General features: G+C 64.9%; 25 protein-coding genes. 15 read left to right on the forward strand and 10 right to left on the reverse strand.

Annotation, left to right across the window (positions count from 1 at the left end):
* Positions 1-9: 9 nt before the first annotated feature.
* The 3 genes from BST28_RS04280 to BST28_RS04290 are packed head-to-tail and all read right to left on the reverse strand — an operon-like array spanning position 10 to position 2,945.
* Positions 10-1,209 carry an NAD(P)/FAD-dependent oxidoreductase gene (locus BST28_RS04280; protein WP_011560602.1) on the reverse strand — a complete coding sequence of 400 codons (1,200 nt, stop codon included), beginning with the start codon at positions 1,207-1,209 and terminating at the stop codon, positions 10-12.
* Positions 1,206-2,594: a cytochrome P450 gene (locus BST28_RS04285; RefSeq protein WP_011560601.1), complete on the reverse strand. Its 1,389-nt coding sequence runs from the start codon at positions 2,592-2,594 to the stop codon at positions 1,206-1,208. Before BST28_RS04285 ends, BST28_RS04280 begins: the two co-directional genes overlap by 4 nt.
* 30 nt (positions 2,595-2,624) lie before the next feature.
* Entirely contained in the window at positions 2,625-2,945 is a 321-nt protein-coding gene (locus BST28_RS04290) for a 2Fe-2S iron-sulfur cluster-binding protein (protein ID WP_011560600.1), read from the reverse strand.
* A gap of 114 nt (positions 2,946-3,059) precedes the next feature.
* Here BST28_RS04290 and BST28_RS04295 point away from each other — a divergent pair, with 114 nt between their 5' ends.
* From BST28_RS04295 to BST28_RS04350, 11 genes are all read left to right on the forward strand, one after another.
* Positions 3,060-4,064, forward strand: a complete 1,005-nt coding sequence (locus tag BST28_RS04295; protein ID WP_011560599.1) for a helix-turn-helix domain-containing protein — start codon at positions 3,060-3,062, stop codon at positions 4,062-4,064.
* Positions 4,065-4,344: 280 nt separating this feature from the next.
* Positions 4,345-5,511, forward strand: a complete 1,167-nt coding sequence (locus tag BST28_RS04305; protein WP_011560598.1) for a thiolase family protein — start codon at positions 4,345-4,347, stop codon at positions 5,509-5,511.
* The gene (locus BST28_RS04310) at positions 5,508-5,945 is read left to right on the forward strand and encodes a Zn-ribbon domain-containing OB-fold protein (RefSeq protein ID WP_011560597.1); all 438 of its coding nucleotides are present in this window, start codon (positions 5,508-5,510) and stop codon (positions 5,943-5,945) included. The genes BST28_RS04305 and BST28_RS04310 overlap by 4 nt, the downstream gene beginning before the upstream one ends.
* Complete coding sequence (locus BST28_RS04315) at positions 5,942-6,985, forward strand: LLM class flavin-dependent oxidoreductase (protein WP_014382413.1); 1,044 nt, start codon at positions 5,942-5,944, stop codon at positions 6,983-6,985. The genes BST28_RS04310 and BST28_RS04315 overlap by 4 nt, the downstream gene beginning before the upstream one ends.
* A complete protein-coding gene (locus tag BST28_RS04320) occupies positions 6,978-7,436 on the forward strand; it encodes an FAS1-like dehydratase domain-containing protein (RefSeq protein WP_011560595.1) in 459 nt (152 codons plus the stop codon). Before BST28_RS04315 ends, BST28_RS04320 begins: the two co-directional genes overlap by 8 nt.
* Positions 7,433-7,858: a dihydroxy-acid dehydratase gene (locus BST28_RS04325; RefSeq protein WP_011560594.1), complete on the forward strand. Its 426-nt coding sequence runs from the start codon at positions 7,433-7,435 to the stop codon at positions 7,856-7,858. The genes BST28_RS04320 and BST28_RS04325 overlap by 4 nt, the downstream gene beginning before the upstream one ends.
* A 32-nt stretch (positions 7,859-7,890) precedes the next feature.
* Positions 7,891-8,382 carry an FAS1-like dehydratase domain-containing protein gene (locus BST28_RS04330; RefSeq protein WP_017205330.1) on the forward strand — a complete coding sequence of 164 codons (492 nt, stop codon included), beginning with the start codon at positions 7,891-7,893 and terminating at the stop codon, positions 8,380-8,382.
* A complete protein-coding gene (locus BST28_RS04335; RefSeq protein WP_011560592.1) occupies positions 8,379-8,849 on the forward strand; it encodes a hotdog family protein in 471 nt (156 codons plus the stop codon). The genes BST28_RS04330 and BST28_RS04335 overlap by 4 nt, the downstream gene beginning before the upstream one ends.
* 43 nt (positions 8,850-8,892) lie before the next feature.
* Complete coding sequence (locus BST28_RS04340) at positions 8,893-9,660, forward strand: enoyl-CoA hydratase/isomerase family protein (RefSeq protein WP_011560591.1); 768 nt, start codon at positions 8,893-8,895, stop codon at positions 9,658-9,660.
* A 1-nt stretch (position 9,661) separates the two neighbouring features.
* Positions 9,662-10,474, forward strand: coding sequence for a TIGR03084 family metal-binding protein (locus tag BST28_RS04345; protein WP_011560590.1), 813 nt, complete (start codon positions 9,662-9,664; stop codon positions 10,472-10,474).
* Positions 10,471-12,195 (forward strand): acyclic terpene utilization AtuA family protein, encoded by a 1,725-nt coding sequence (locus BST28_RS04350; protein WP_011560589.1) that lies wholly within the window; start codon positions 10,471-10,473, stop codon positions 12,193-12,195. The genes BST28_RS04345 and BST28_RS04350 overlap by 4 nt, the downstream gene beginning before the upstream one ends.
* Here the strand turns inward: BST28_RS04350 and BST28_RS04355 are convergent.
* From BST28_RS04355 to BST28_RS04380, 6 genes are all read right to left on the reverse strand, one after another.
* The gene (locus tag BST28_RS04355; protein ID WP_011560588.1) at positions 12,192-12,785 is read right to left on the reverse strand and encodes a TetR/AcrR family transcriptional regulator; all 594 of its coding nucleotides are present in this window, start codon (positions 12,783-12,785) and stop codon (positions 12,192-12,194) included. The genes BST28_RS04350 and BST28_RS04355 overlap by 4 nt on opposite strands.
* A gap of 219 nt (positions 12,786-13,004) precedes the next feature.
* Entirely contained in the window at positions 13,005-14,558 is a 1,554-nt protein-coding gene (locus BST28_RS04360; protein ID WP_011560587.1) for an acyl-CoA synthetase, read from the reverse strand.
* A 26-nt stretch (positions 14,559-14,584) separates the two neighbouring features.
* The gene (locus BST28_RS04365) at positions 14,585-15,739 is read right to left on the reverse strand and encodes an acyl-CoA dehydrogenase family protein (RefSeq protein ID WP_011560586.1); all 1,155 of its coding nucleotides are present in this window, start codon (positions 15,737-15,739) and stop codon (positions 14,585-14,587) included.
* Positions 15,740-15,793: 54 nt separating this feature from the next.
* The gene (locus BST28_RS04370; protein ID WP_005116476.1) at positions 15,794-17,827 is read right to left on the reverse strand and encodes an ATP-binding protein; all 2,034 of its coding nucleotides are present in this window, start codon (positions 17,825-17,827) and stop codon (positions 15,794-15,796) included.
* 5 nt (positions 17,828-17,832) lie between these two features.
* The gene (locus tag BST28_RS04375; RefSeq protein ID WP_011560585.1) at positions 17,833-19,434 is read right to left on the reverse strand and encodes an acyl-CoA carboxylase subunit beta; all 1,602 of its coding nucleotides are present in this window, start codon (positions 19,432-19,434) and stop codon (positions 17,833-17,835) included.
* Positions 19,435-19,777: 343 nt separating this feature from the next.
* Positions 19,778-20,452 carry a TetR/AcrR family transcriptional regulator gene (locus BST28_RS04380; RefSeq protein ID WP_083080094.1) on the reverse strand — a complete coding sequence of 225 codons (675 nt, stop codon included), beginning with the start codon at positions 20,450-20,452 and terminating at the stop codon, positions 19,778-19,780.
* 69 nt (positions 20,453-20,521) lie between these two features.
* Here BST28_RS04380 and BST28_RS04385 point away from each other — a divergent pair, with 69 nt between their 5' ends.
* Positions 20,522-21,391: a metal-dependent hydrolase gene (locus tag BST28_RS04385; RefSeq protein WP_083080095.1), complete on the forward strand. Its 870-nt coding sequence runs from the start codon at positions 20,522-20,524 to the stop codon at positions 21,389-21,391.
* 178 nt (positions 21,392-21,569) lie between these two features.
* Here the strand turns inward: BST28_RS04385 and BST28_RS04390 are convergent, their stop codons facing one another.
* Positions 21,570-22,202, reverse strand: a complete 633-nt coding sequence (locus tag BST28_RS04390) for a TetR/AcrR family transcriptional regulator (RefSeq protein WP_109560635.1) — start codon at positions 22,200-22,202, stop codon at positions 21,570-21,572.
* A 128-nt stretch (positions 22,203-22,330) separates the two neighbouring features.
* Between BST28_RS04390 and BST28_RS04395 the strand changes: the two genes are divergently transcribed.
* Genes BST28_RS04395 through BST28_RS04405 form a run of 3 tightly spaced genes read left to right on the forward strand, consistent with a single transcriptional unit; the run spans position 22,331 to position 25,611 of the window.
* Positions 22,331-23,185 carry an SDR family NAD(P)-dependent oxidoreductase gene (locus BST28_RS04395; RefSeq protein ID WP_083080097.1) on the forward strand — a complete coding sequence of 285 codons (855 nt, stop codon included), beginning with the start codon at positions 22,331-22,333 and terminating at the stop codon, positions 23,183-23,185.
* Between the two features lie 12 nt (positions 23,186-23,197).
* A complete protein-coding gene (locus tag BST28_RS04400) occupies positions 23,198-24,121 on the forward strand; it encodes a reductase (RefSeq protein ID WP_083080098.1) in 924 nt (307 codons plus the stop codon).
* The gene (locus tag BST28_RS04405) at positions 24,118-25,611 is read left to right on the forward strand and encodes a flavin-containing monooxygenase (protein WP_083080100.1); all 1,494 of its coding nucleotides are present in this window, start codon (positions 24,118-24,120) and stop codon (positions 25,609-25,611) included. Before BST28_RS04400 ends, BST28_RS04405 begins: the two co-directional genes overlap by 4 nt.
* The last annotated feature ends 7 nt before the right edge of the window (positions 25,612-25,618 follow it).

A 25,618-nucleotide genomic window follows, 5' to 3' on the forward strand; every position in this document is an offset into this window, starting at 1 on the left:
GCTCTCGTGTCAGATCGAGCCGGCGAGGAGCTCTGAGCGGTCAACTCGGAGCTGCTGGCTGATGGCCCGCTTACTGAACATGAAATCGCGAGGACGGTTGACGCAGTCGGCGGCGATGAGTTCACGATCGCGGAAGTAGAAGCAGCTGAAGTCACGGTCACGCGACGGGTCGCCGCTGAAGACCACTTCGTCGTATCCGGTGTTGAGACCGGCGATCTGGAGTTTGAGATCGTACTGGTCGGACCAGAACCACGGAAGCGCAGCGATTGCGCTGTGTTTTCCGCAGATTGTCGCCGCAGCGATCTTGGCCTGCTCGCCGGCGCTCGATACGGATTCCAAACGAATACGCGAGCCGTATCGAGCCATGGTGTGGCTGGTGCAGTCGCCGGCGGCCACGATGTCGGGGTCGCTGGTGCGGGCCTGGTCGTCGATCACGATGCCGTTGTCGACGGATAATCCTGCGGCCGAGGCGAGCTCGGTGTTCGGCACCACACCGACGCCGACGATGACCAAGTCGGCGGGGATCGGTTCGCCGCCTGCCAGCACGACCTCCTGCACTCTGCCGTTGCCGGAGAAGGCTTCGACGAGAGCGTGTGTTCGGATCTCCACTCCCTCGCCGTTGTGGATTCGGGTGTAAAACGCGGAAACCTCCGGCGCGGTGACCCGTTCGAGTACACGCTCGGTTGCCTCGAGGACGGTGACGTTCATGCCGAGCGAACACAGCGAGGCCGCCGTTTCCAACCCGATGTAACCGCCGCCCACGATCACAACCCTCCGACCCGGTGTAGCGGCGGCACGGATCAACTCGACGTCTGCAGCGGTACGCAGGTAGTGAATTCCGGGAAGATCCACCCCTGGTGTGGGGAGTCGTCTGGCCCTTGCGCCGGTGCACAACGCGAGCTTGGTGTACGTCAGCGTGTCGCCGGTGCTCAGAGACACACGCTTGGCACTCCGGTGGATCGCCTCCACGGTCGCATTCAAGAGTCGAATGTGCTGCTTTTCGTAGAAATCAGCGCCGCGAATCAGGAGGTCGTCGAGGCCGTTCTTGCCGGCCAGGTATCCCTTCGACAACGGAGGCCGGTGGTAGGGCAGTCCCCCCTCGTCGCCGATGAGCACGACCTCCCCAGACCACCCCTCCCTTCGAAGATTAGCTGCCAACTGCGCGCCGGCGTGGCTCGCGCCGACGATCACCGCTCGTTCGGGAGTCACGCACTTGGCCTGGGAGTGAGGCGAACCATCAGCTTGCTGATACCCCTGACGAAATTCGATTGCACATACTCGGGTTCGCCGACCACCTCGATGTTCTCAAAGCGAGGGAGCAATTCCTCCCACAGGATTCGAAGCTGCAACTCAGCAAGTCGGTTTCCCATGCACCTGTGCACGCCGAACCCGAACGAGATGTGATTGCGGGCGTTGCTCCTATCGATGATCAACTCATCGGCCCGCTCGAAGACACGCTCATCGCGGTTACCAGAGGCGTACCACATCACGACCTTGTCGCCCTTGCGGATGAATTGCCCGTTCAACATGATGTCTTTTTTCGCGACTCGGCGCATGTACGCCAACGGGGTCTGCCAGCGAATGATCTCGGATACCATGTTGGGAATCAGGTCAGGGTTCGCCTTCAACTTCTCGAACTGATCGGGGAACTGGTTCAAGGCGAGAACCCCTCCGCTCATCGAGTTGCGAGTCGTGTCGTTTCCCCCGACGATCAGCAGTACCAAATTGCCGAGGAATTCCATCGGGCGGTCGATGAGATCCTTAGTGTCCTCGTTGGCCTGCAGCATCGTGATCAGATCGAAGCCCGGTCGCTCCCCGTTGGCGGTACGGGCCGCCTTGTCATGCCAGAGAGCGCTGAGACCCTTCGCCATGTCGACCATGCCACGAAACACTCTGTCGTTGTCGGAAGGACCACCATTGGCTTGCTCCATGGAGGTGGCGAGGTCCGACCATTCCACGAGCTTGTGCCGCTGCTCGTACGGGAAGTCCAGCAGGGTCGCGAGCATGCGCGCTGTCAGTTCGATGGAGACGTGGTGCACCCAATTGAACGGCTGATCCACCGGTAGATCGTCCAGCACTTCCTGGACACGCGAGCGGATCAGCCCCTCCATCTCGCGCAGGTTCTTCGGCGCGACAACCCCTTGGACGGAAGCGCGCTGCAAGTCGTGTTGTGGCGGATCCATCGCGATGAACATGGCGATGTCCATGAAGCGGGGCGGTCTCCCGATGATGATGAACGGCTCTGCGGAGAAAGCCTCGTGGTTCTTGTCGACGGCGATGATGTCCGCGTGGCGGGTCACCGACCAGAACGGGCCGAACGCACTGTGAGCCTGGTAGTGCACCGGCGCCTCGTTGCGCACGCGTTCGAAGTAGGACTTCCAGCGGCCTTGGCGGTAGAGGAACGGGTTGCTGAGATCGATGTCGGCGATATCAACGTCCTCGACCGGAGGAATGGGCGTCTCGGTGAAGATCTTCTTACCATTGGTTCCGGTTACCCACCGGCGTGTCTTGTCGTAGAGGTGTGCGCCGCGGATTTGCAGCTCCAGAGGCACGGCAGACTGGGCTTTGGCGGCCACTGCCGCGGGAATACTCATTATTGTTTCCTCCAAATCCATGACGTTGTTTCAGAGCTGGAACTCAGGTAGCTCGACCGTCAAGCCATCCCATGCCTCGGAGGCGGACATCTGGCAAGACAGCCTCGACGTCCGCTGACGCTCGGGGTTCATCGCGAGCATCTCCTCTTCGTTGGCGCCGCAGAGTCCCACCGTGTCCGACCACTCGGGAGCGACGATCACGTGGCACGTTCCGCATGCGGCTTCCCCTCCACAATCGCCGTCGATGCCGGGCACCGCGTTGTTGACCGCAACCTGCATCAAGGACTGCCCTTCGGCCAAGGGGGCTTCGTACTTCTCGCCGTCGTGAGAGACGAAGGTGACGACTGCCATGATTAACTCTCCTCAATTTGGAACTCCTCTATTTAGCGTTGTCGCGCGTGACCAGCGTCGCTAGGCTCGCAGGAGTCAAAAAGTTGTGTTTTTAGCTCACGCGCAGGGAGGCACGTGAAACTCGACGACTCGGGTATGCCAGCGCTGGCTTTCCTGCAGATGCTGGACAGTGAGGCGCTGGGGCATGACGCCAGCATTGCGCTCCGCAGCATCATGGTTCGCGAGCACGTTACCGAGTCGATGTTGGTGGGTCGCGACGCGCAGGTCCCCTTACGGTGGTTCAGGGAGATATATTCCGATTTCGATTGTGATCAGGGAACCCGTCTGGGTTTCGCGTTCGCTGAACACGCCAAACTGACGTCCTTTGGGGCACTCAGTGTTCCCTTGGTCAGCGCGGGCTCGGTAGCCGAGGTTGTCGAGTTGCTTGCTTATCTGCCGGTGATCACCACAGCCCTCAGCCCGACGTTCCATTCGACGGAACGCGGCCTCACGATCGGGCTCACCGGTCGCACCGGTGACGCGGGCCTGAACTGCCTGGCCGTCACCTACGGTGGGCTGGCGCTGTTGCGTCTGCTCGACATGCTCGCGGGTGCCGTACCGAATATTGAACTGCATTTAAGTCATTCAGCGCCGGAGTCGTGGGTTCTTCATGACGAAGTGTTGGCGGGTCGGATCTTCTTCGACGCCCCCAGCTCGTTCGTCCACGTTCCCGCGGCTTCGCTCGAGGAGGTCTGTCGATTCTCCGATCCTGTGGCGTACCGGATTGCCGTCACCGATTTGCAGCGAACTCTCGATCAACGACGTGACACGTCGGTCTCCGAAAAAGTAAGGGACCTGCTCGAAAAAGATCCCGGAAAAACGAACATCAGCCGGACGGCGGGCGAGCTTTCGATATCCCCGAGCACGTTGAAGCGGCGCCTCCGCGAAGAGGGGACCACCTTTCGCGAATTGCGTCAGTCGTTCTTGCGGGAGCGAGCAATTCTGCGACTTCTCGACAGATCGTTGTCTGTAAGCGAGATCGCGGCAGAACTCGGGTACGCGGAGCTCACGAACTTCACACATGCCTTCAAACGGTGGACCGGTCGTTCACCGCGCCACTTCAGAAAAACGCGCGACTGAGGGCTATAGATCCGCCCCGGCGTGTGCCGGGCGACCATCGGAACCAGCGGGCTTCACGATCGGCCTCATCTGTCACCTGGACATCGTCGAGAAACGACACGATCGGCGCGGGTTTCGGTCATCGCAGCACCCTCTTGGGAAGAGGCGCAAGGACATTCCAGAGAATCCATACCGCGCTAGCGGCGGGTGCGGGCGGGGGTGACGCGGACCTCTAGGCACGCTATGCTAACCGTCGTTCACGTCGGGACCGGCGTTGGACGCGTGGTCGAGAGGAGTCCGGATGCCACACGACCAGCCGGCCATCATCGGTGCCGCCGAACTCGCTCCAGGGAGAAACGTTCCGTACACCTCCACTGAATTGCATGTGCGCGCCGCGGTCGCGGCTCTCGCCGACGCAGGGGTGGTCCCAGACGAGGTCGACGGTCTGGTGTGCGCCGGGCCGATGACGAACGAGGGTTCGATCTTCCTGTCCGAGGACCTCATGGACTATCTCGGGCTGCACAATCTGAAACTTCAGATGACCTGTCAGCTTGGCGGCGGGACCCATCTCGCCATGACGCGCATGGCGAGTAACGTCATCGCCCGGGGCGAGGCCGAGACGGTGCTGGTCGTGTCGGCGGGCAAGTTTCCACCGATCCGCGATGGCGGGCGCGAACTGATGGCGCTGGTGTGTGACCACGCGTTCGAGATGCCCTATGGACCGTCCGTGCCGGCGCTCTACGGTTTGATCGCGCAGGCCTGGATGCACGAGACGGGACAGGGCAAGGCGGACATCGCCGAGGTCACCGTGTCGCAGGACCGGTGGGCCGCACTGAACCCCGCGGCTATCGCGCACGGCGCTCAACGCCTGACTGTGGAGGACGTGCTGGCGTCCCGGCCGATCGCCGGGCCGTTCCACTTCTACCACTGCTCGATTCCCTGCGAGGGCGGTGGCGCGCTGGTGCTGGGCTCGGCCCGCCGGGCTCGCGCGGGCAAGCACCGGCCGGTGCATTTGCTGGGCTTTGGAGAGGGTCACACCCACGGTTTTCTGACCTCGCTGGCCCGGCCGGGTCGTACCGGGGCCGCCCGTTCGGGTCCGATGGCCTTTGAGCGCTCCGGACGGGCGCCGGCCGACGTCGACATCGCTTTGCTCTACGACGCCTTCGCCTCCAACCCGGCGATGATCCTTGAGGAGGCGGGTTTCGTGAAGCCCGGTGGGGCAGGCGATTTCTACCGTGACGGCTGCGCCGATCCGGGGGGCGACCTTCCGGTGAACACCGACGGCGGCCTAATCCGGTTCGGGCACACCGGGACCTCCTCTGGCATTTCGCAGATCCTTGAGGGTTACTGGCAGTTGTCCGGTCGCGCCGAGGGCCGTCAGGTGCCCGGGGCGGATACCGCGTTCGTGCACAGCTACGGCTCGATGCTGTGCAGTCACGTCAGCATGGTGATGGAGGGAGCGTCATGACCGCAGCTTCGAGTTCTCTCGACGGTCTGCACGATCCTGAGGCGCTGCCGCCGCTGACCGATGTCAACCGTCCCTACTTCGCAGCAGCGGCCCGCGGTGTACTCGTCTTCCAGCGGTGCGCGAACGACCACCCTTTCCTCTACCCGCGGCTGGTGTGTCCCGTCTGCCATGACGGTGAGTTGGCCTGGGAGACCGCGGCGGGTACTGGTGAGATCGTCAGTTTCGCGCCGGTGTACCGCCCCCCGTGGGACTCGTTCCCGCGCAGCGAGCCGTACGTCGTCGTGCTCGTTCGTCTGGACGAGGGGCCGCAGTTGTTGGCCAGTCTCGAGGGCGTGGCCCCAGATGAAGTTGCGATCGGGGCGAGAGTGCGCGCAGTGTTCGAGCGGGTGAACGAGGACCTTGGGCTGGTCCGATTCAGGCTGGCGGCGTCGTGACCACGTACGGGGTCTCGGTGCTCGGCGCGGACTTGGCCACCCTTGTCGAGACCGCCGAGGCTACCGACCTCGCCGGCTTCGACGCCGCCTGGGCCTCGGAGTTCTACTCGCGCTCCGGCTCGATCTCGATGGCCGCGATGGCCGCGCGCACAAAGCGCTGCCGCATCGGGTCGTCGATCCTGTATGGCGTCGGGCGCAGCCCGCTCGTGCTCGCCACCGAGGCGCGTGACCTCGACGAGCTTTCAGGCGGGCGCGTCGTACTCGGGCTCGGCAACGGTACACGCCGCATGATGAGCGACTGGCACGGCGTGGAGGACACCTCCGCTCCCGCTCTGCGCATGGAGGAGCTGGTCCCGCTCGTGCGTCGGATCTGGAACCTGCACGAGGGCCCCGTGCGCCATGAGGGGCGCTTCTACCGGATGAATCTCGTCCCAACCGGCGACGTCGCGCCGCCGAAGCGAGCGATCCCGATCATCACCGCGGGCGTGCGTCCGCGGATGTGCGAGGTGGCAGGGCGCGTAGCCGACGGGTTGGCTGGTCATCCGCTGTTCACCACGACTTACGTCGAGGAGGTCGCCCGCCCAGCCGTCGTGCGCGGTGCGGAGCGGGCCGGACGCGATCCCGCCGACATTGAGATCGTCTCGATGGTCATCTGCGCGGTGCACGACGACCCACAGATCGCACGTCGTGAGGCCGCGCAGCAGATCGCGTTCTACTCCTCGGTGAAGACCTACGAGCACGTGCTCGACGTCAGCGGTTTCGCCAGGCAGGCAGCGGCCATCCGCGACGCGTTCGCACGGCGTGACCTGCCGGCCATGTTCGCCGCGGTCACCGACGACATGATCGACGCGATGGCGGTGGCCGGCACCGCCGCCGAGGTCCGAGAAGGGCTGCGCCGCTACGAGGGCGTGCTGGACCACATCGTTCTCTACTCACCCTCGATTGGTCTCGCGCCCGAGCGCATCGCCGAGAACCTCGGCAGCCTCATTCGCGATTGTGCGCCGGCCTTCGCCGGCGGGAAAGGTGACCAGAGTGGCTGACGCATCGCTCATCGGGACGCAACTCGGGAGGACCACGTTTCCCGTCGACCGGTCCAAAGTGCGCGAGTTCGCACTTTCGCTCGGCGACCGCGACCCGATCTACCAGGACGTCGCGGCCGCCCGCGCCGCCGGCTTCGGCGCGATCCCCGCTCCTCCGACCTTCGTCGTCTCCTCGGCTCACTGGCGCGCCGACGACGACATGTTCGGCGCCCTCGGGCTCGACCTGCGACGCGTACTGCACGGTGAGTGCGGCTGGGAGTATTTCGCGCCGGTGTTCGTCGGCGACGAGCTCACCGAGACTCGTCGGGTGTCGAACGTGACCAGCCGCGAGGGGAAGCGCGGCGGCATCATGACAATCGTGACGATCGAGACCGACTTCACCAACCAGCGCGACGAACTCGTCGTGCGCCAGACCGACGTCTTGATCGAAACCGGAGGCTCCACCCAATGACGACATCCCCCGCGCCGGTGGCGTTGGCCATCGGCGACGAGATGCCGACCTCACAGTTCGGCCCGCTGACGCGCTCGCACATCGTTCGCTACGCCGGCTCCGGCGGCGACTTCAACCCGATCCACCACGACGAAGAGTTCGCCCGCGCGGCCGGCATGCCCGGTGTGTTCGGCATGGGACTGCTGCACGGCGGTGTGCTCGCGCAGCGGCTGACCGCCTGGGTGGGGCTGGCCAACATCCGCTCGTTCCGCATCCGGTTCACCGGTCAGGTATGGCCCGGTGACCTGCTCAGCTTCGGCGGCAGGGTCACCGGCGTGCGCGAGGCCGGAGGGCAGCAGGTGGCAGACCTCGAACTCGTGGTCACGCGCCAGACCGGCGAACCCGCGATAAAGGGGAGCGCCGTCGTGCAGGTGACCCGGTGAGCGCGCCAACGAGCGACGTCACCGGCCTCGGGATGACGTTCGGGACCTTCGACGAAGGCCGGGCGTGGGTCGGTCATCGCTCCGAACCGCGGCATGCGTGGTTCCCGATCGACCGCTCGATGGTGTTGTACTACTGCTCGCTCGTCGAGGACGCGAACCCCCGTTACTGGGAGGGTGAGGACTGCCCGCCCGGGCTGCTGATGAGCCTCGGCTTCGCGCCGCAGTGGGTGCCCGGGTACCTAGCGCGTGCCGACATGATGTTCGCGCTCAGCGTCCCGTTGCCGGGCCACCACATCATCAACGCCTCGACGACGACGGAGTTCGAACGCCGGCCCCGGGTAGGCGATCACGTGTCGATCGTGGAGGAGATCGCCTCGATCTCCGAGCCCAAGACGACGCGGGTGGGCACCGGTGTGTTCATCACCACGGTGAGCACCTTCTCCGACCAGCACGGTGAGGTCATCGGCCGCAACACCAACGTGCTCTTCCGATACGACACCGCCGATAGTGAAGGCGCATCATGAACGACTCCACCGAGCGCAGCATGGTCCGCGTCCCCGTGCGGTTCGAGGACATCGCCGTCGGCGACACCCTGACGCCCGTCTCGATCGAGATCAGCTACAAGCGCATCTGCATGAACGCGGCTTCGACATGGGACTGGTTCCCCGGTCACCACGACCCCGACTACGCGCGCAGCCAGGGCCAGCGCACGATCTACCTGTCAACCCTCTTCTTCCATGGCTTCATCGACCGCGGCCTCAACGAATGGGCCGGACCCGACGCGCTCATCCGGCGCCGCAGAATCTCAATGATCCGGTCGATCTATCCGGGCCAGACCGCAACCCTGAGCGGCAAGGTCGTGGCCAAACGCGACGATGGCGGACGGCGCCTCGTCGACCTCGAGTTGCTCGTCTCGAGCGAAGATGGTCCGTGCGTGCCGAGTGAAGCCACCGTTGAGCTGGCCGACCCGTTTGTCGAGGTGCCGGGGTGAGCTGCCACTCACATGCGAGGCGACGGTGAGGGACGGAGGCTCGGTGGCCGAGCAACCGGTTCGCTACGAGGTCGTCGACAGCGTGGCCTGGCTGACGATCAACCGGCCCGAGGCGCGCAACGCGCTGAACAACGCTGTGCGCACGGGGCTTTTCGACGCGGTACGCCGCTTCAATGACGACGACGCGGCGAAGGTGCTCGTCCTCACCGGCGTGGGCGATAAGGCGTTCTGCGCCGGCGGGGACTTGAAGGAGATGGCGCAGAACGCGCTCAAGGTGCCCCCGAAGGACTTCGCTCCGCAGTTCGGCCGCAACATCGATGTCGCGAAGCCGACGATCGCGGCCGTCAACGGTGTCGCGTTCGCCGGGGGCTTCCTGCTCGCGCAGCAGTGCGACCTGGTCGTGGCTGCCGAACACGCGACCTTCGCCGTCAGCGAGGTCAAAGTCGGCCGCGGGTCGCCGTGGGCGGCACCGCTATCGTGGCTGGTGCCCCCACGCGTTGCCATGCAGATCCTGCTGACCGGCGACCCGATCACCGCCGAGCGCGCCCACCAGGTCGGCTTAGTCAATGAGGTGGTGCCGGCCGATCAGTTGCGCGAGCGTACCCGGCAGTTGGCGCTCAGCATCGCCGCGAACGCACCGCTATCGGTGCTTGCGTCCAAGCGCACCGTGTACCTCTCGGCACAGCACCACCTCGCCGCCGCCTACGACCTGGCCGACGAGATATGGGAGCCGGTCTATCTGAGCGACGACGCGCAGGAAGGCCCGACGGCGTTCCGCGAGAAGCGCGCACCACAGTGGAAGGGACGCTGACATGGCGGTGACCATGCAGTCGGTAATCGCCGACATCGAAGCCGAAACGGCCGCGTTGCGCGAACTCATCGCACCGCTGCCCGAAGGTCCGCGCGGCTGGGACGCGCCGACTCCGGCCGTGGGCTGGGCGATCCGCGACCAGATCAGCCATCTGGCGTTCTTCGACGACGTGGCGGTGCGCTCGGCCACCGACCCCGACGGTTTCAGCAGCGACTACCTGCCGATGATGGCCGACGGAAGCATCTCACCCGACGTCATCGCTGAGCGCTACCGTCAAATGCCGGCTGCCGACCTGCTCGCGTGGTTCGACACGTCGCGTGCAGCCCTCGTTGCGGCGTTCGCGGACATTGCCCCGGCGACCCGCCTGCCGTGGTTCGGGCCGACGATGAGCGCGGTCTCGTCGCTGACAGCGCGACTCATGGAGACCTGGGCGCACGGCCAGGACATCGTCGACGCGCTCGGCGCGACCCGCGAGGCCACGGCACGGCTGCGGCACGTGGCCCACATCGGGGTGGGTGCGCGCGCTTTCAGCTACCTGGCCAACGGTCTGGACCTCCCCGCGGACCCGGTACGCGTCGAGCTGACCGCTCCGGACGGCAGCGTCTGGACGTGGGGGCCAGCCGACGCCGCCAACCGCGTGAGCGGGCCGGCGCTGGACTTTTGCCTGTTGGTGACCCAACGCCGCCACCGCGACGACACCGCTTTGGTCGCCGACGGACCGCTGGCCGACCAGTGGCTCGCGATCGCCCAGGCCTTCGCGGGGCCCCCTGGCGGCGGGCGCGTGGCGGGCCAGTTCGCAGGGGGTCAGCGGTGAGCGTCCCGGTCCGCATCGGCAACTGCTCCGGCTTTTACGGCGACCGCATCGCCGCAGCCCGCGAGATGGTCGAGGGCGGACCGATCGACGTCCTGTGCGGTGACTATCTGGCCGAGCTGACCATGCTCATCCTGGCCAAGGCCCAGGCCAAAGACCCGTCCGGCGGGTACGCGCGGACTTTCCTCACCCAAATGGAACAGGTGCTGGGCACCTGTCTCGATCGTGGCATCAAGGTCGTCGCGAACGCGGGCGGGCTGAATCCCGCCGGCTTGGCCGCCGCGTTGCGCGAGCTGTCCGCACGTCTCGGCCTCACCGCGCGCGTCGCGCACGTCGAGGGCGACGACCTACGTGGCGACCTCCACGCAATCACGCCGCCCGTCGGCGACATCAAACCGGTGTCGGCCAACGCCTACCTCGGCGCCTGGGGCATCACCGAGGCGCTGCATTCGGGCGCCGACGTCGTCGTGACCGGCCGGGTCACCGACGCATCCCTCGTGGTCGGTCCCGCGGCCTGGTGGCACGCCTGGGCACGCGCCGACTGGGATCGGCTCGCGGGTGCGGTCGTCGCCGGGCACGTGATCGAGTGCGGCCCTCAGGCGACGGGCGGCAACTACGCGTTCCTCGACGAGATCACCGACCGCCGCTACCCGGGGTTTCCGATCGCCGAGGTCGCCGAGGACGGCTCTTCGGTGATCACGAAGCATCCCGGCACCGGGGGACTGGTCTCAGTCGGCACGGTCACCGCCCAGCTGCTCTACGAGATCGCTGAACCTGCCTACCTCGGCCCCGACGTCGTCGCCCACTTCGACACCATTCGCCTGGCTCAACAGGGTGAGCACCGTGTCGCGATCAGCGGTACGAAAGGCAGTCCGCCGCCGGACACGTTGAAGGTGGCGCTGAACGAGGTGGGCGGCTTCCGCAACACGATGACCATGGTGCTCACCGGCCTCGACATCGAGGCCAAGGCGGCCTTCGCCGAACAGCAGCTCTTCGACGTTCTCGGCGGACGCGACGCCTTCGACGAAGTCGACGTGCGACTGTTGCGTTTCGACGTCTCCGATGCGCCGACGAACGAGCAAGCCTGCGCGCACCTGCGTGTGACGGTGAAGGACGCCGACCCGCGAAAGGTGGGCCGAGCCTTCTCCGGCGGGGTCATGGAGATCGCCCTGGCTGGTTTCGCCGGCTTCCACACCACCACGCCACCGTCCTCGGAGACCGCGTTCGGCGTCTACCGGCCGGCCTACGTTCCGCGCTCGGCCCTCACGCACGTGCTCGTCGACGCCGACGGCAATCGGCACGTGATCCCTGACCCGCCGACCGGTGCGGTCCCGCCGGCTGGGATCGCCCCGCCCGCGAAGCTGCCGGCGCCATCCGGGCCGACGCGGCTCGCGCCGCTCGGGTCGGTACTCGGTGCGCGGTCCGGAGATAAGGGCGGCAACGCCAACCTCGGACTGTGGGCACGCGACGACCCCGGTTACGCGTGGGCGCGCGAGTACCTGAGCGTCGAGCGGCTGCGCACACTGCTCGGGCCGGAGACGGCGCACCTGCGCATCGAGCGCTTCGAACTGCCGAACCTGCGCGCGCTCAACGTGGTGGTGCACGGCTTGCTCGGTGACGGGGTGGCCTCCTCGACCCGGCCGGACGCGCAGGCCAAGGGGCTCGGGGAGTACGTGCGATCCCGAGTGGTGGACGTTCCCGAATCGCTGCTCGACACACACTAAATCCGGTGCGGGGCGCCGTCTACCTGCTGTGTAACCGCGCGGCTGAACAGCGCCGCAACGGCCGCGGCGGCCAGCATCGCCTCAATCGTCGCGTCGTCCAGCGACGCCGGCATGTACGCGGACGCGTTGAGCAATGACAGCACGGCGGCGACCAGGCCCTGTGCGCGCTCACGGTCCAGATCGCCCCGTGCTCGTACGAGCGCGTCGACCCAGAAGGACTCGTACCTGTGCTGTCGGCGTCGCAGGGCACGGGTCGCCAGCGGCGACAGCGAGCGGTGCTCGCGGGCGTAGACGGCCAACAGGCCGCGTCGTCGCGCGCCGAAGGCCGCGTGTAGGTCGACAAGGGCGTGCAGGACCTCCGTCGGTGTGCCGGCGTTGGTGGCGCGCCGGGCGCCGGCCAGCAGCTCAGTCATGGCGGCGTCGCATAACTCGCGCAGGATCGCGTCCTTGTTCTGAAAGTGCCGGTAGACGGCCGGCCCGCTCACCCCTGCTGCGGCACCGATGTCGTCGATGCCCACGGCGTGAAAGCCTTGCCGCGCGAACAGGTCGGCGGCGGCCTCGAGGAGCAGTTTGCGGCGCAAACCGGCCACTTTCAGGCCTCCTGTCGATTTGTGGTTACGTTGTTCGCCGTCCGATCCGCTGGGCCGGGCTGGGATCCTACCGGCGCTGGGGTTGCCTGCGTCGGCACCCGCCGCACCAAATCAAGGGAGGTGAACGAAACCGCTAGCCCCCGCCGATGCTGTCGCATCCTCTTCTCAGTTCATGATTTAGGGGCCCTGCTTCGAACCCGCGATGTGCAGCGGCACGACTCAGCGCAAAACGACTCCGCCCTCGATGCCCGTGAACTGCGCGCGCAGCTCGGTCTTGAGCAGCTTGCCGGTGGCATTGCGCGGCAGTTCGGCGACGAAGTGCACGTCACGCGGACACTTGAAGTGTGCCAGCCGCTCCCGGCACCACGCTACGATCTCCTCGGCGCTCGGCGCCTGTGTCGCCGGGTCGGCGACCACGACCGCGACGACGCGTTCGCCCCACTTCGCGTCCTTACCGCCGATCACGGCGGCGTCGAACACCGCCGGGTGGCGGAAGAGAACCTGCTCGACCTCGATCGGGTAGACGTTCTCGCCGCCGGAGATGATCATGTCCTTCTTGCGGTCGACGAGGGTGATGAAGCCCTCGGCGTCCATGCGCCCGAGGTCGCCCGTGTGGAACCAGCCCCCGCGTAACGCCTCGGCGCTCGCCTCGGCCTTCATCCAGTAGCCGGTGAACACATTCGGGCCGCGCACGATCAGTTCGCCCACGGTGTCGGTCGCGACGTCGCGGTCGTCGTCGTCGACGATGCGGGCGTCGACATGCATTGCGACGCGGCCGATCGACCCGGCCCGCGTGCTGACGTTCTCGGCGTCGAGGACGGTCACCAAGGGAGCGGTCTCGGTCATGCCGAAGCCCTCGGTGAAGGGCACGCCTCGCTCGCGCATGAAGTCGATGACCGTGAGGGGGACGGGCGACCCGCCGCCCATGGCGAAACGCAGCGCAGACAGGTTGAAGGAGTCGAAGTCGGGCACCTGTGTGAGTGCGGTCCACATGGCCGGCACCATGAACTGGACCGTGACGTGGTGGTCGGCCATCGCCTGTAACGTCGCTCGCGGCTCGAAGGACGGCATGATCACGCTGGTGCCGCCGACGTACAACAGCGGCAGGGTGTGTACTCCCAGCCCGCCGATGTGGAACATCGGCGCCACCGCGACGGTGACGTCCTCGCCCCGCAGGCCGATGTCGGTGCCGAGGACGTTGATCGCGTTCCATAGCAGGTTGTCGTGGGTGAGGATCGCGCCCTTGGGTCGGCCCGTCGTCCCCGACGTGTACATGATGAACGCGGGGTCGCGGCCGTCGACGTCACCGTTGAGCGGTTCGGGCGCGGCGCCCGAGACGACGTCTTCGTAGCCGAGCTCGCCCGGCGCCGGCACCCCACCGGCGCGCACGACATGGCGCACGCGGACTCCGGACTCGGTGACGGCGCTCCTGGCCTGCGCGGCGAACGGCTCGTGGAAGACCAGAACATCGGCGCCTGAGTCGGCCAGGATGTAGCCGATCTCGGGTCCGGCAAGGCGCACGTTGAGCGGAACTGCAAGTGCGCCGATTTTGGCGCAGCCCAGCAGCACCTCGATGAACTCGGTCGAATTGACCAGCAGCATCGCGACCCGATCGCCCTTGCGCACGCCGAGGGCGATGAGTGCGGCGGCGACCTGGTTGGTGCGCCGATCGAGGTCGGCGTAGGTGATGTGCGCGCCGTTGCTGATCAACGCGGTGCGCCCGCCGTTGAGGAAGGCGCGCCGGCTCACCCACTGACCGATGCCGAGTTGCATTCGATTCCCTTTCATTCCGCGGCGACTCAGTAGGACGCGGGCAGTTTCAGGCTGTGCTGCGCCACGAAGTTGAGGATCATTTCGCGGCTGATCGGCGCGGTGCGCATGAGCCGGGCCGGACCCCACAACGTGGCGAGGCCGTACTCGGTGGCCATGCCGTTGCCGCCGTGGGTTTGAATCGCCTGGTCGAGCGCCAGGATGCCCGCCTCGGCTGCGGCATATTTCGCCATGTTCGACGCCTCACCCGACCCCGGATCGCCGGCGTCGTGCAGGGAGGCGGCACGCTGAGTCATCAACCGGGCCAGCTCAACCTGGATCTTGGCGTGGGCGAGCGGGTGCGATACGCCTTGGTGCGAGCCGATCGGCGTTCCCCACACGTGGCGGTTGCGGGCGTAATCGGCGGCTTTATCCAGCGCGTAGCGACCGATGCCGTTGCCGAGCGCCGCCCCCATGATTCGCTCCGGGTTCAGGCCCATGAAGACCTGGCGCAGGCCCTCGTTCTCCGCGCCGATAAGGTTGGCGGCCGGCACGCGGACGTCATCGAAGAATAGAGTGAACTGCTTCTCTGGAGTGACCGCCTGCACCGGGATGAGTGACTTGGTGAGCCCGGGGACATCGGTGGGCACGACGAGCAAGCTGAGTAGTCCGCGACCACTGTCGTTGGTAGACGTTCGGGTGACGACCAGGATCGCTTCGGCTTCGTCGACACCAGAAATGTAGTACTTGGTGCCGTTGATGACCCAGTCGTCGCCGTCGCGTTTCGCGGTCGTGGAGATGTTGTGCGAGTTCGAGCCCGCGTCCGGCTCGGTGATCGCGAATGCCATGATCGTCTCGCCGCTGGCGATGCCCGGCAGCCACTGCTGCTTGAGTTCCTCACTGCCGAATGCCTGGATGATCGTGCCGCAGATGGTCGGCGAGACGACGGTCATCAGCAGCGGGCAGCCCGCCGCGGCGAGCTCCTCACCGACGATCTGCATGTCGTAGATGCCGCCGCCGCCGCCGCCGTACTGCTCGGAAAGGTTCACCCCGAGGAAGCCCTGTTTGCCCACGGCCTGCCACAGCTCGGTGCTCTTCCCGCCGGCCAGCGACTTTTCCAGGTAGTACTCGTGTCCGAAGTCCTTGGCGATCTCGGCGACCGCCTTGCGCAGGTCCTGACGTTCCTCTGTCTCGTGCAATTCCATGACACTCCTCACATCGGTATCGACGCGCCACCGATCGGGAGCGCGCCGGCTTCATTAGAGCTCCGTGGCGTCCGACGCCACTTCACCGCCGTCCACCGCCTCGACCACGGCGAGGACGTCACCGCTCGAGACCTGATGGCCGACCTGGACCGGCAGGGCGCTCAGCACCCCGTCGATCGGGCTCGCGACGGTGTGCTCCATCTTCATCGCCTCCAGGACGACGAGCGTTTGACCGGCTGACACCGTCTCGCCCTCGGCGACCGGTAGTCGGATCACCGAGCCCGGCATCGGCGCGGTGAGCGACCCGGGCGGGTTCAGAGTGCTCGGGTCGACGAAGCGTGGCGCCAGCCGCAGGGCGGAGTAGCCGGCGACCGAGTCGAGGTGGGCAACATCGCCGTCGAGGACGACATCATAAGTGCGGCGCACCCCGTCGACGCGCAGCACCACCCGCTCGCTACTGCCCTCGACAACCTCGACGTCGGCCAACGGCTCGTCGTCGACCTGCAGGCAGGTCCCTGTCGAACCTAACGTGTACCCGACGCGCACTTCGCGCCCGCCCTGGGTCTGCCAGGTTGTGGTCTGCGGCTGCGAAGGGTTGTTGCGCCAGCCGGCGGGCAACGTGGCCTGCAGAGTTGCGACGGCACGCCGCGCGGCCACCCCGGCCACGGTCGCCGCGACGGCGTGCAGGCGCTCGGACTGCGTGTCTGGGAGGGCAGCGCCGAGTTGGGCGACGTCGTGTCGGTCAAGGAACCCAGTGTCGGTGCCCCGCCCGGCGAACTCGTCATGGCGCAGGACGCGAACAAGCAGGTTGCGATTGGTGGTCACGCCGTGAATACGGGCGCCGGCCAGCGCCGCCGAGAGGCTGGCAAGTGCCTCGTCGCGCGTTGGTGCCCACGCGATGACCTTGGCCAGCAGCGAATCGTAGTAATGACTGATGACCGAACCGGCACGAAAACCCGAGTCAACCCGCACGCCGGCAAGCGCCGGGACATCCAAGGTGCGCAGGGTGCCGGTACAGGGCCGGTAGTCATCGGCCGGATCCTCGGCGCACAGCCGGGCCTCGACCGCGTGACCGCGAATTCGCGGGTTGTGCATCTCCTCAGGCAGCGGGCGGCCCATGGCTACGAGCAGCTGGGCACGCACCAGGTCGAGGCCGGTGATCAGCTCGGTAACCGGGTGCTCGACCTGCAGCCGGGTGTTCATCTCTAGGAAGGCGAAGGAGTCGGCTTTGCCATCCTGAGCGGCGTCGTAGACGAACTCGACCGTCCCGGCGCCTACGTAGCCGACGGCGCGCGCGGCGGCGATGGCGGCCTCGCTCATCCGAGCGCGCAACGCGTCGTCGACGACCGGTGACGGCGCCTCCTCGATCACCTTCTGGTGTCGACGCTGCACGGAGCACTCGCGCTCGAACAGAGAGACGACGTTTCCGTGCGTGTCGGCCATGATCTGGATCTCGACGTGGCGTGGGCGCTGGACGTAACGCTCGAGGAAGACGGTGCCGTCGGCGAACGCGGCGGCGGCCTCACGCGAAGCGGAGGTGACCGCTTCGTCGAGCTCGTCCGGCGACGCGACAATGCGCATGCCTCGGCCACCGCCGCCGGCGCTGGCCTTGACCAGCACGGGGTAGCCGACGTCGGCGGCCAGCTTCGCCAGCTGCTCGGCCGATAGCCCCGTCGTGTCGCCACCGGGCAGCACAGGCACCCCCGCGTCGGACATCGTCTTCTTGGCCTGCAGCTTCGAGCCCATCGCGTCGATCGCCCCGGGCGGCGGACCGATGAAGACGAGGTCGGCGGCGGCACAGGCGCGCGCGAACCCGGCGTTTTCCGAAAGGAAGCCGTAGCCGGGGTGTACTGCGTCCGCGCCGGTGAGCGAGGCAGCGGCGATGATCCGGTGGATGTCGAGGTAGGTCTCGGCGGCAGACGAGCCGGGAAGGTGCACGGCCTCGTCGGCGTCGGCGACGTGCCACGCGTCGGCGTCGGCGTCGGAATAGACCGCGACGGTGGCGATCCCGAGATCGCGGCAAGTGCGGAACACCCGCCGCGCGATCTCGCCACGGTTGGCGACCAGGACCTTGCGGATCTTGGGCATCGCCATCACATCCGGAACACGCCGTAGCCACGCTGGCCACGGACCTCGCCGTTGTGGATCACCGACAGGCAGAACCCGAGAACGGTCCGCGTATCGCGGGGATCGATGATCCCGTCGTCGTAAAGTCGGCCGCTGTTGGCCAGTGCGACGGATTCGCGCTCGATCTGTTCCTCGACGGCGGCGCGCATCTGGGCGTCGGCCTGCTCGTCGAAGGGCAGCCCGCGGTCGGCGGCGGACTCGCGCGCCACGATGGACAGCACTCCGGCCAGTTGCGCCGGACCCATCACGGCCGACTTCGAGTTAGGCCAAGCGAATAGGAAACGCGGTGAGTACGATCGCCCGCACATGCCGTAGTTCCCGGCACCGTAGGACGCACCCATGGTGATGGTCACGTGGGGGACCGTGCTGTTTGATACGGCGTTGATCATCTTGGCGCCGTCCTTGATGATGCCGCCCTGTTCGTACTCGGCACCGACCATGAAACCGGTGGTGTTCTGCAGGAAGATGAGGGGGGTGTCGATCTGATTTGCCAGTTGGATGAACTGCGAACCTTTCTCGGCCTCCTCACTGAACAGGATGCCCCGTGCGTTTGCGAGGATGCCGACCGGGAAGCCGTGGATCGAGGCCCAGCCGGTGACGAGTGACGTGCCGTAGAGAGGTTTGAACTCGTCGAAGGCCGAGCCGTCGACCACTCGGGCGATGACGTCGCGGGGGTCGAAGGGCACCTTCGGATCGACCGACGCGATGCCGAGCAGCTGATCGGGGTCGTGCACCGGTGGGTGCGGCGGCGTGGTGGGTCCGGGGCCGTTCTTCCGCCAGTTGAGCCGCGCCATGATGCGACGGCCGATGCGGATCGCATCCTGCTCGTCCTCGGCCATGTAATCGGCCAGCCCCGAGGTGCGGGCGTGCATGTCGGCGCCGCCGAGCGACTCGTCATCGGAGACCTCGCCCGTGGCCATCTTGACCAGCGGCGGACCGCCGAGGAACACCTTGGAACGGTTGCGCACCATCACGACGTAGTCGCACATGCCCGGGACGTACGCACCTCCCGCGGTCGAGTTGCCGAAGACCAGGGCCAGTGTCGGCAGCCCCGCTGCGCTGTGCTGGGTCAAGTCGTGGAACAGCTGTCCGCCGGGCACGAAGATCTCTGCCTGTGTGGGCAGGTCGGCGCCGCCAGATTCGACGATGTTGATGATGGGCAGTCGGTTCTCCCGCGCGATGGCCATGCCGCGGAACACCTTGCGGAAGGTATAAGGGTTCGATGCGCCGCCGCGGACGGTGGGGTCGTGGGCGATGATCATCGACTCGATGCCCTCGACCACGCCGATGCCTACCACCACGCTACCGCCGACGGGGAACTTACTGCCCCAGGCGGCGAAGGGGCATAGTTCGAGGAACGCCGTGTCGGGGTCGAGCATCAGCTCGATGCGCTCGCGGACAAGCAGCTTGCCCCGCTTACGGTGGCGCGCAACGTATTTCGCGCCGCCGCCGCCGTTGACCAGCGCCAGTTGCTCCGCGATGGTGTCGAGTTGCGCGCTCAGTCCTTCGCGGTTCTTGAGATAGCCGGGCGCGGTGTCGTCGACCCGATCGGGCAGGACCTGTACCAAAGTTTTCCTTCCGGGCGAGCATCGACGTCGATCTACTAGGCGCTGATGTTAGCCGCAATTAACATCAGGTGACAACGGCGCAGGCGGGCGTCGGATTTGTTCCGCGCCGTGGTTCCGTCGAATGGCGAGGATCGAAGCGGTGCGTTCGCTGCAGATCGAGCGATCGAAGGAATTGACTGGGGAGGGACGGCACACAGGGCCCGTGCGAGGTCGTATCGAGTTCCTCGTCCGGCGCGCGTGGAGTCTACGGTTCGCGATCTCGGGTGAACACCCGCAGCGATTGTCAGTGTCGCGCCATGCCCTTCAGCCAACCGAGTAGTGCATAACGCCGGTCGGCCAGAATCTATCGGGTCTCCTCGGCTTTGGCCAGCGGCGGAGCGGCCTGATCAGGCGCCTGTCCGAGGGTATACAGGCCGAGAATGCCGAGAAAACCCGCACAGTGCTCGATAAGCATTTCAGTCGAGAGGTTCAGTTGTCCATCTATCCAGCGACGGAGTATCTCGAACAGGCCCCCGACACCGTAGGTAGCGGCGAGATCTGCGACTTGAAGCACATCGCTGGGTATATCGAGGTGCAAGCGGGCCTCTCTGAGCACCAGCTCCGCAAAATCGGTCATCAGATCGCTTCGCAGCTGCCGAAGGAGGGGTTCTGCGCCCGACTCGACAAACAGTATGCGGGCCATGCGGGGATCGTTCTCGATCACCTGAACCAGGGCCTTGATCGGAGCGAAGGCGAGTTCTTGAGGAGCAACCGTGTCGTCCGGAATGGCGCTGGTTATCACCGCTTGGAAGGTAGTGGAGATCTTGGCAAATACCGCACGCAAGAGCGCGTCTCGATCGCGAAACTGTTGGTAGAAGTACCGGCTCGTCACTCCTGATTTCGCACACACGGCGGTCACGGTGCACGCGGCAGCTCCGTGGGTGCCCATGATTGAGACCGCCGCATCAATCAACATCACGCGACGCTGCGCATCGCGTTGAGTTGCGGACAGCCCGCCATAGACACGTGCTGGACTCATGTCCTACAGTCTGGCAGTCTTATCTGACAAGGCATAAAGTCAGATCCAAACTTCGAGGAAGGACCTCACATGTCGGACGATCAAGCCCCGACCCCGACCCGGGTGCTGCCAAAACCCAGGCGCGTTCGGTTTCCGATGCCGACCTCCACGAAGCGGCAACACTTCGTGGATGGCGACCTGGTGATGAGCCATTTCATCTCGGTGCTTTCTGCGACGTTCCCGGAAGGCGAGGATTTCTTCATCCGCTCGGTCAGGAACTTCCAGAGTTCCATCGACGATCCCCAACTAGAGACAGCGGTCAAGGGTTTCATCGGACAAGAGGCCACACATCGACACCAGCATCGTCTCCTCAACGAGCGACTCCAGGTCATGGGTTATCCGACCGCGCGAATCGACCGTCATGTCGGACGCTTGATCAAGCGATTGGAACGGCGCTTTTCGCCGGAAATGCGGCTGTCCATGACCTCCGCGTTGGAGCACTACACCGCTACGCTGGCAGAAATCATTCTTACCAGCGAAGACGCCCAGAAGCTCATCGGCCAGACAGAGGTTCGACCGATTCTGCTGTGGCATGCCTTCGAGGAGTCGGAGCACAAAGCGGTTGCCTTTGATGTCTATCGGCTGGTGGGAGCAACCGAGCGCACCCGTGTACGGGGCATGCGGATCGCTTCAGTAATTCTGTTCGGCGAACTCATTCTGCAGACTGCCCTGTCCATGGCCGCTGACAAAGCCTCATATAACCCGGTCACCCTGGTGCGCAGTCTGTACCGCTTCAGTCGCACCCCGATGTTCACCGCCGATGCGCTGCGGCGATTCCGTTCCTACAACCGCCCGGGTTTCCACCCTGATGATTGGGACAGCGCCGCGGTCCTGGAGCGTTGGAGCAAGGAACTGTTCGACCAAGACGGTTCACAGAGAATTATCGCTCAGCCGGGATAGCAACGGTGCGGAAGTTCGGCGACGCAGGAGCACCGTTCCTGCGTCGCTCCTTCCGAACAGCGTGCGACGCCGGCAGCCTCACGCGCGCGCCGTCGGTCACGTGGGCGCCGGGACGGTCGAACCACGAATGCGGTTCGGCAGCGACGGCCACGGAGATGGTTGGCTCTGTGGGCCTGGATCAGTCGCTGACGACATAGCGTTGAGCGAGGGTCTCAGCCAGTCTGCTCGTGTGCGCGACCACTTCCTTCTCGGTCACCGCAAGCAGACCCGAGTTCCAGGCTGTCATGACTTCGACGAACCCGCCTACGGCGATCAGAGTGTCCATGCGAAGGGCCATCTCGTCGGCATCTTGTCGGAGGTGTGGCCGGCTTGCCTCAACGACCAACTGCGTTGCTTCCTGTAGCGCCACGGCGCGGCGGTCTTGCAGCGGTGAGCTACCGACATGCTGAGCAAGCAGGATGCGTGCCCGGCCGGGATCGCGTGCGATCCGGTCGATGACGACGGCGATCGCCGCGGTGATGGTTTCGATCGGCGGCCGATTCGCACGCTCGTTGAAGAGCGCAGCGACCTCGCCGAGCATGTCATTGCGGACGCCATCCCACGCAGCAACGAGCAGCTCATCGCGCGTCTTGAAGCCCTCGTAGAAGTATCGATCGTTCAGCCCTGCGCGGCCGCATACACCGCGCATAGTCACCGAGGCCCAACCGCTCTCACTCCAAATCTCGGTTGCGGCCTCGATCAATTGCTGCCGTCGCTCGGCACGACGCTCGGCCCCGGTCCGACCACCCCAGCGCTTGTTTCTCGACCGCACCTCTCCATCTTGACAAGGTGCTCGTTCCACCACCAAACTGGTGGCATGCGACACCAATGGTGGCTGGTGCCCCCAGATGAGAGTTTCCCCACAGCAGACGTCCATGTCGCGACCCGAAAGGCAGACGGATGAGATTGCTGCCCTTCGGCGGCGCACCAGGCAGAACGCACCGCGCCGATGCAGTCGTCACGGGCGCAGGAAGCGGTATCGGCCGCGCATTCGCCGTGGAGCTTGCGCGCCGAGGTGGACGCGTGGTGTGCGCCGACAAAGATCCCGTCACTGCAAAAGAGTCGGCAGAGTTGGTGAGGCAGGCTGGCGGCGAGGGCTTCGACATCGAATGCGATGTCACCGATCTTGAGCAGGTCCGCAACCTCGCTGATGTGAGCGAAGACTGGTTCGAGAAGGCTGCGAGCCTCGTCATCAACAACGCCGGAATCGGTGCGGGCGGCAACCGCATCGGCGCGACGTCGATCGAGGACTGGAACGCGGCGATTTCTGTCAACCTCTGGGGCGTTATCTACGGCTGCGAGACTTTTGTGCCTCGGCTCCGCAGCAATGGGCACGGCGGAGTCATCAATGTGGCGTCCGCAGCGAGCTTTGGCTCGGCCCCTCGGATGGCGGCTTACAACGTGAGCAAGGCCGGAGTGCTCGCTCTGTCGGAGACATTGGCGGCCGAACTGAGCGGTACTGACATCAACGTCACAGTGCTTTGCCCCACCTTCGTGAAGACGAACATCGTCAACAATCCTCAAATCGACGAGGCGGCTGCAAGACTCGCGACCAACCTGATGAAATGGACCGGCATTTCGCCACAGCACGTAGCTCGCATGACTTTGGACGCACATGATCGCGGACGGATTTACGTAGTGCCGCAACTTGACGCCAAAGTCTTGTGGCAACTCAAGAGGGGCCTTCCTGGTCCTTTCACACGCACGCTGGGCCTCGTGGAGCGCATGGCCTCGTGGAACGATTCAGCCGAGTAAAGGAGCAGGAAAGTGGCTTTCGCATACAGTGACATGCTCGAGACGATCAAAAACAGGCAGTGGGCTCTGGCCGATATCGATTGGGACGCTCCTGGGGCGGAACTGATCACCGACGAACAGCGTCCCAAACTCAAGCAATTCATGTCCGACGTGGTGTGGATTGAGCATGTTGGAGCGCGTGCCTTCGCCGCGATGGCTCCAAAGGCGCCATTCGAAGCGCTCGGAGACATTTACCGTTACTTTCACGCCGAGGAACAGCGTCACGCCAACGCCGAACTTGCCTTGATGCGTCGCTGGGGCATGCTCGAGGAAGGCAAGAAACCGATCCCGAACAAGAATATTCGGCTGGTCATCGAATGGCTGGACCGCTACGCCGAAGCCCTGCCCCTGACCGTCATCGGGGCCGCGATCCCGGCACTGGAGACTGCGCTCGATGGAGCGCTGCTGAAGTTTCTCCTCGATGAGGTTGACGACCCCGTCTGCGGGGAGGTGTTCAACAAGGTCAACAGCGACGAATCAAGGCATCTCGCGGTTGGCTTCCAGGTCTTGAACGACCTGGGCGCCAGCCCGATGCGAATCCACGCCATTCAAACTGCGGGCGCTCTGGTCGACCCGCGCATTCTCACCGGCGCGTTGCTGTATATCCCGCTGTTGACGCGCATGTTGATGAATCTCAACGCTATGGGTCTGTCCGAGGAGAAGTTATACAACGCAGTGACGCGGTACGCCAATGTCGGCGATCGCAGTGAACACACGCGTAGGGTGCCCGGCTATCACATCTTGAAGGCGCACATGTCGTCGTCCATCAAGCGGTCCCAGCCTCTGCACTTCGTGTCTCAGCGCCTTGGCAATGCGATCGATGTTTTCCCTGTTCAGATCTTCGGTCGGCCGCCATCCTGGACGGACGAACTGACCTACGAACCGGTTGCCAAATGACAGGCACCACGACGACGTTGATCGTCGGCGCCGGGTTCGCAGGTATCGGTGCGGCGATCAGACTGCTTCAAGAGGGCACGGATGACTTCGTCATCCTGGAACGGTCAGACCGCGTCGGAGGCACCTGGCGAGACAATACTTATCCCGGTGCGGCCTGCGATATTCCCTCGCTTCTCTACTCCTACTCGTTCGAGCCGAATCCGGGCTGGACTCAAACCTACTCGGGGAGCGCTGAGATCCTCGAATATATCGACGATATGGTCGACAAGTACGATCTTGCCCGGTTCATCCAGTTTGATACCGACGTGACTGCCTTGGAATTCGATGAGGATGCCGGCATCTGGATGGCCGACACAGCAGATGGAAAGCGGTATCACACCCGGTCAGTTGTGATGGCCAGTGGACCACTTGCCAACGCCAGCTTTCCCGATATTCGAGGAATTGATTCGTATGAGGGAAAGAAAATTCACAGTGCTCGATGGGATCACGGCTATGACCTCAGCGATAAGAGGGTTGCGGTCATCGGAACCGGCGCGAGCGCGGTGCAGATCGTTCCTGAGCTCGTGAAGTCGGCTGCGTCGGTCAAAGTTTTCCAAAGAACGCCCGGCTGGGTGCTACCGCGGGTGAACTTCAAGCATCCGGCCTGGGCGCGTTCGACCTTCAAACGACTGCCGATGAGCGAACAAGCGCTCCGCGACGCCTGGTTCTGGACCCACGAAGTGATGGCAGTGGGTATGGTCTGGAACACCGCCGCGACATCGGCGATACAGCTGGCGGCGAAGGCTCATCTGCGTCGGCAGGTGAAAGACCCCTGGTTGAGACGTCAGTTGACGCCCCATTTCAGACCCGGCTGCAAACGTATGCTCATGACCAGCGATTATTACCCTGCGCTACAGGCGGATAACTGCAAGCTGATCAGCTGGCCGATCGCCACATTGTCACCCAACGGGATCCGGACCGCCGACGGTGTCGAGCACGAAGTGGACTGCATCGTGTTTGCCACCGGCTTCGATGTGTGCAAACGCGGCACCCCGTTCCCGATCAGCGGCCTCGGCGGTCGGAAGCTCGGCGATGAATGGTCTCAGGGGACATTCGCGTTCAAGAGCGTGAGCGTGGCCGGGTATCCGAACTTATTCTTCACTTTCGGACCGAATTCCGGGCCAGGCCACAACTCGGCGCTCGTATATATGGAGGCCGCAATCGACTACATCGTCAAGGCGATCAAGCTCCTTCAGCAAAATGACATCAGCACTTTGGATGTGAGAGAGGATCGTCAGGACCGCTATCACTCCGAAATTCAGCGCCGCCTTCGACGAACGACCTGGAATTCGGGGTGCAGCAGTTGGTATTTGACCGAGGACGGCTACAACGGCACGATGTACCCAGGTTTCGCGACCCAGTTTACGAGAGAACTATCCCGCTTGAATCCTCATGATTACGTGATAACCCGGCGCGACGATACACACGTCGAGCTGACGCAATCACTCTGAATACAAG

It is taken from the genome of Mycolicibacter kumamotonensis (genome assembly GCF_002086285.1).
Lineage (GTDB): Bacteria > Actinomycetota > Actinomycetes > Mycobacteriales > Mycobacteriaceae > Mycobacterium > Mycobacterium kumamotonense.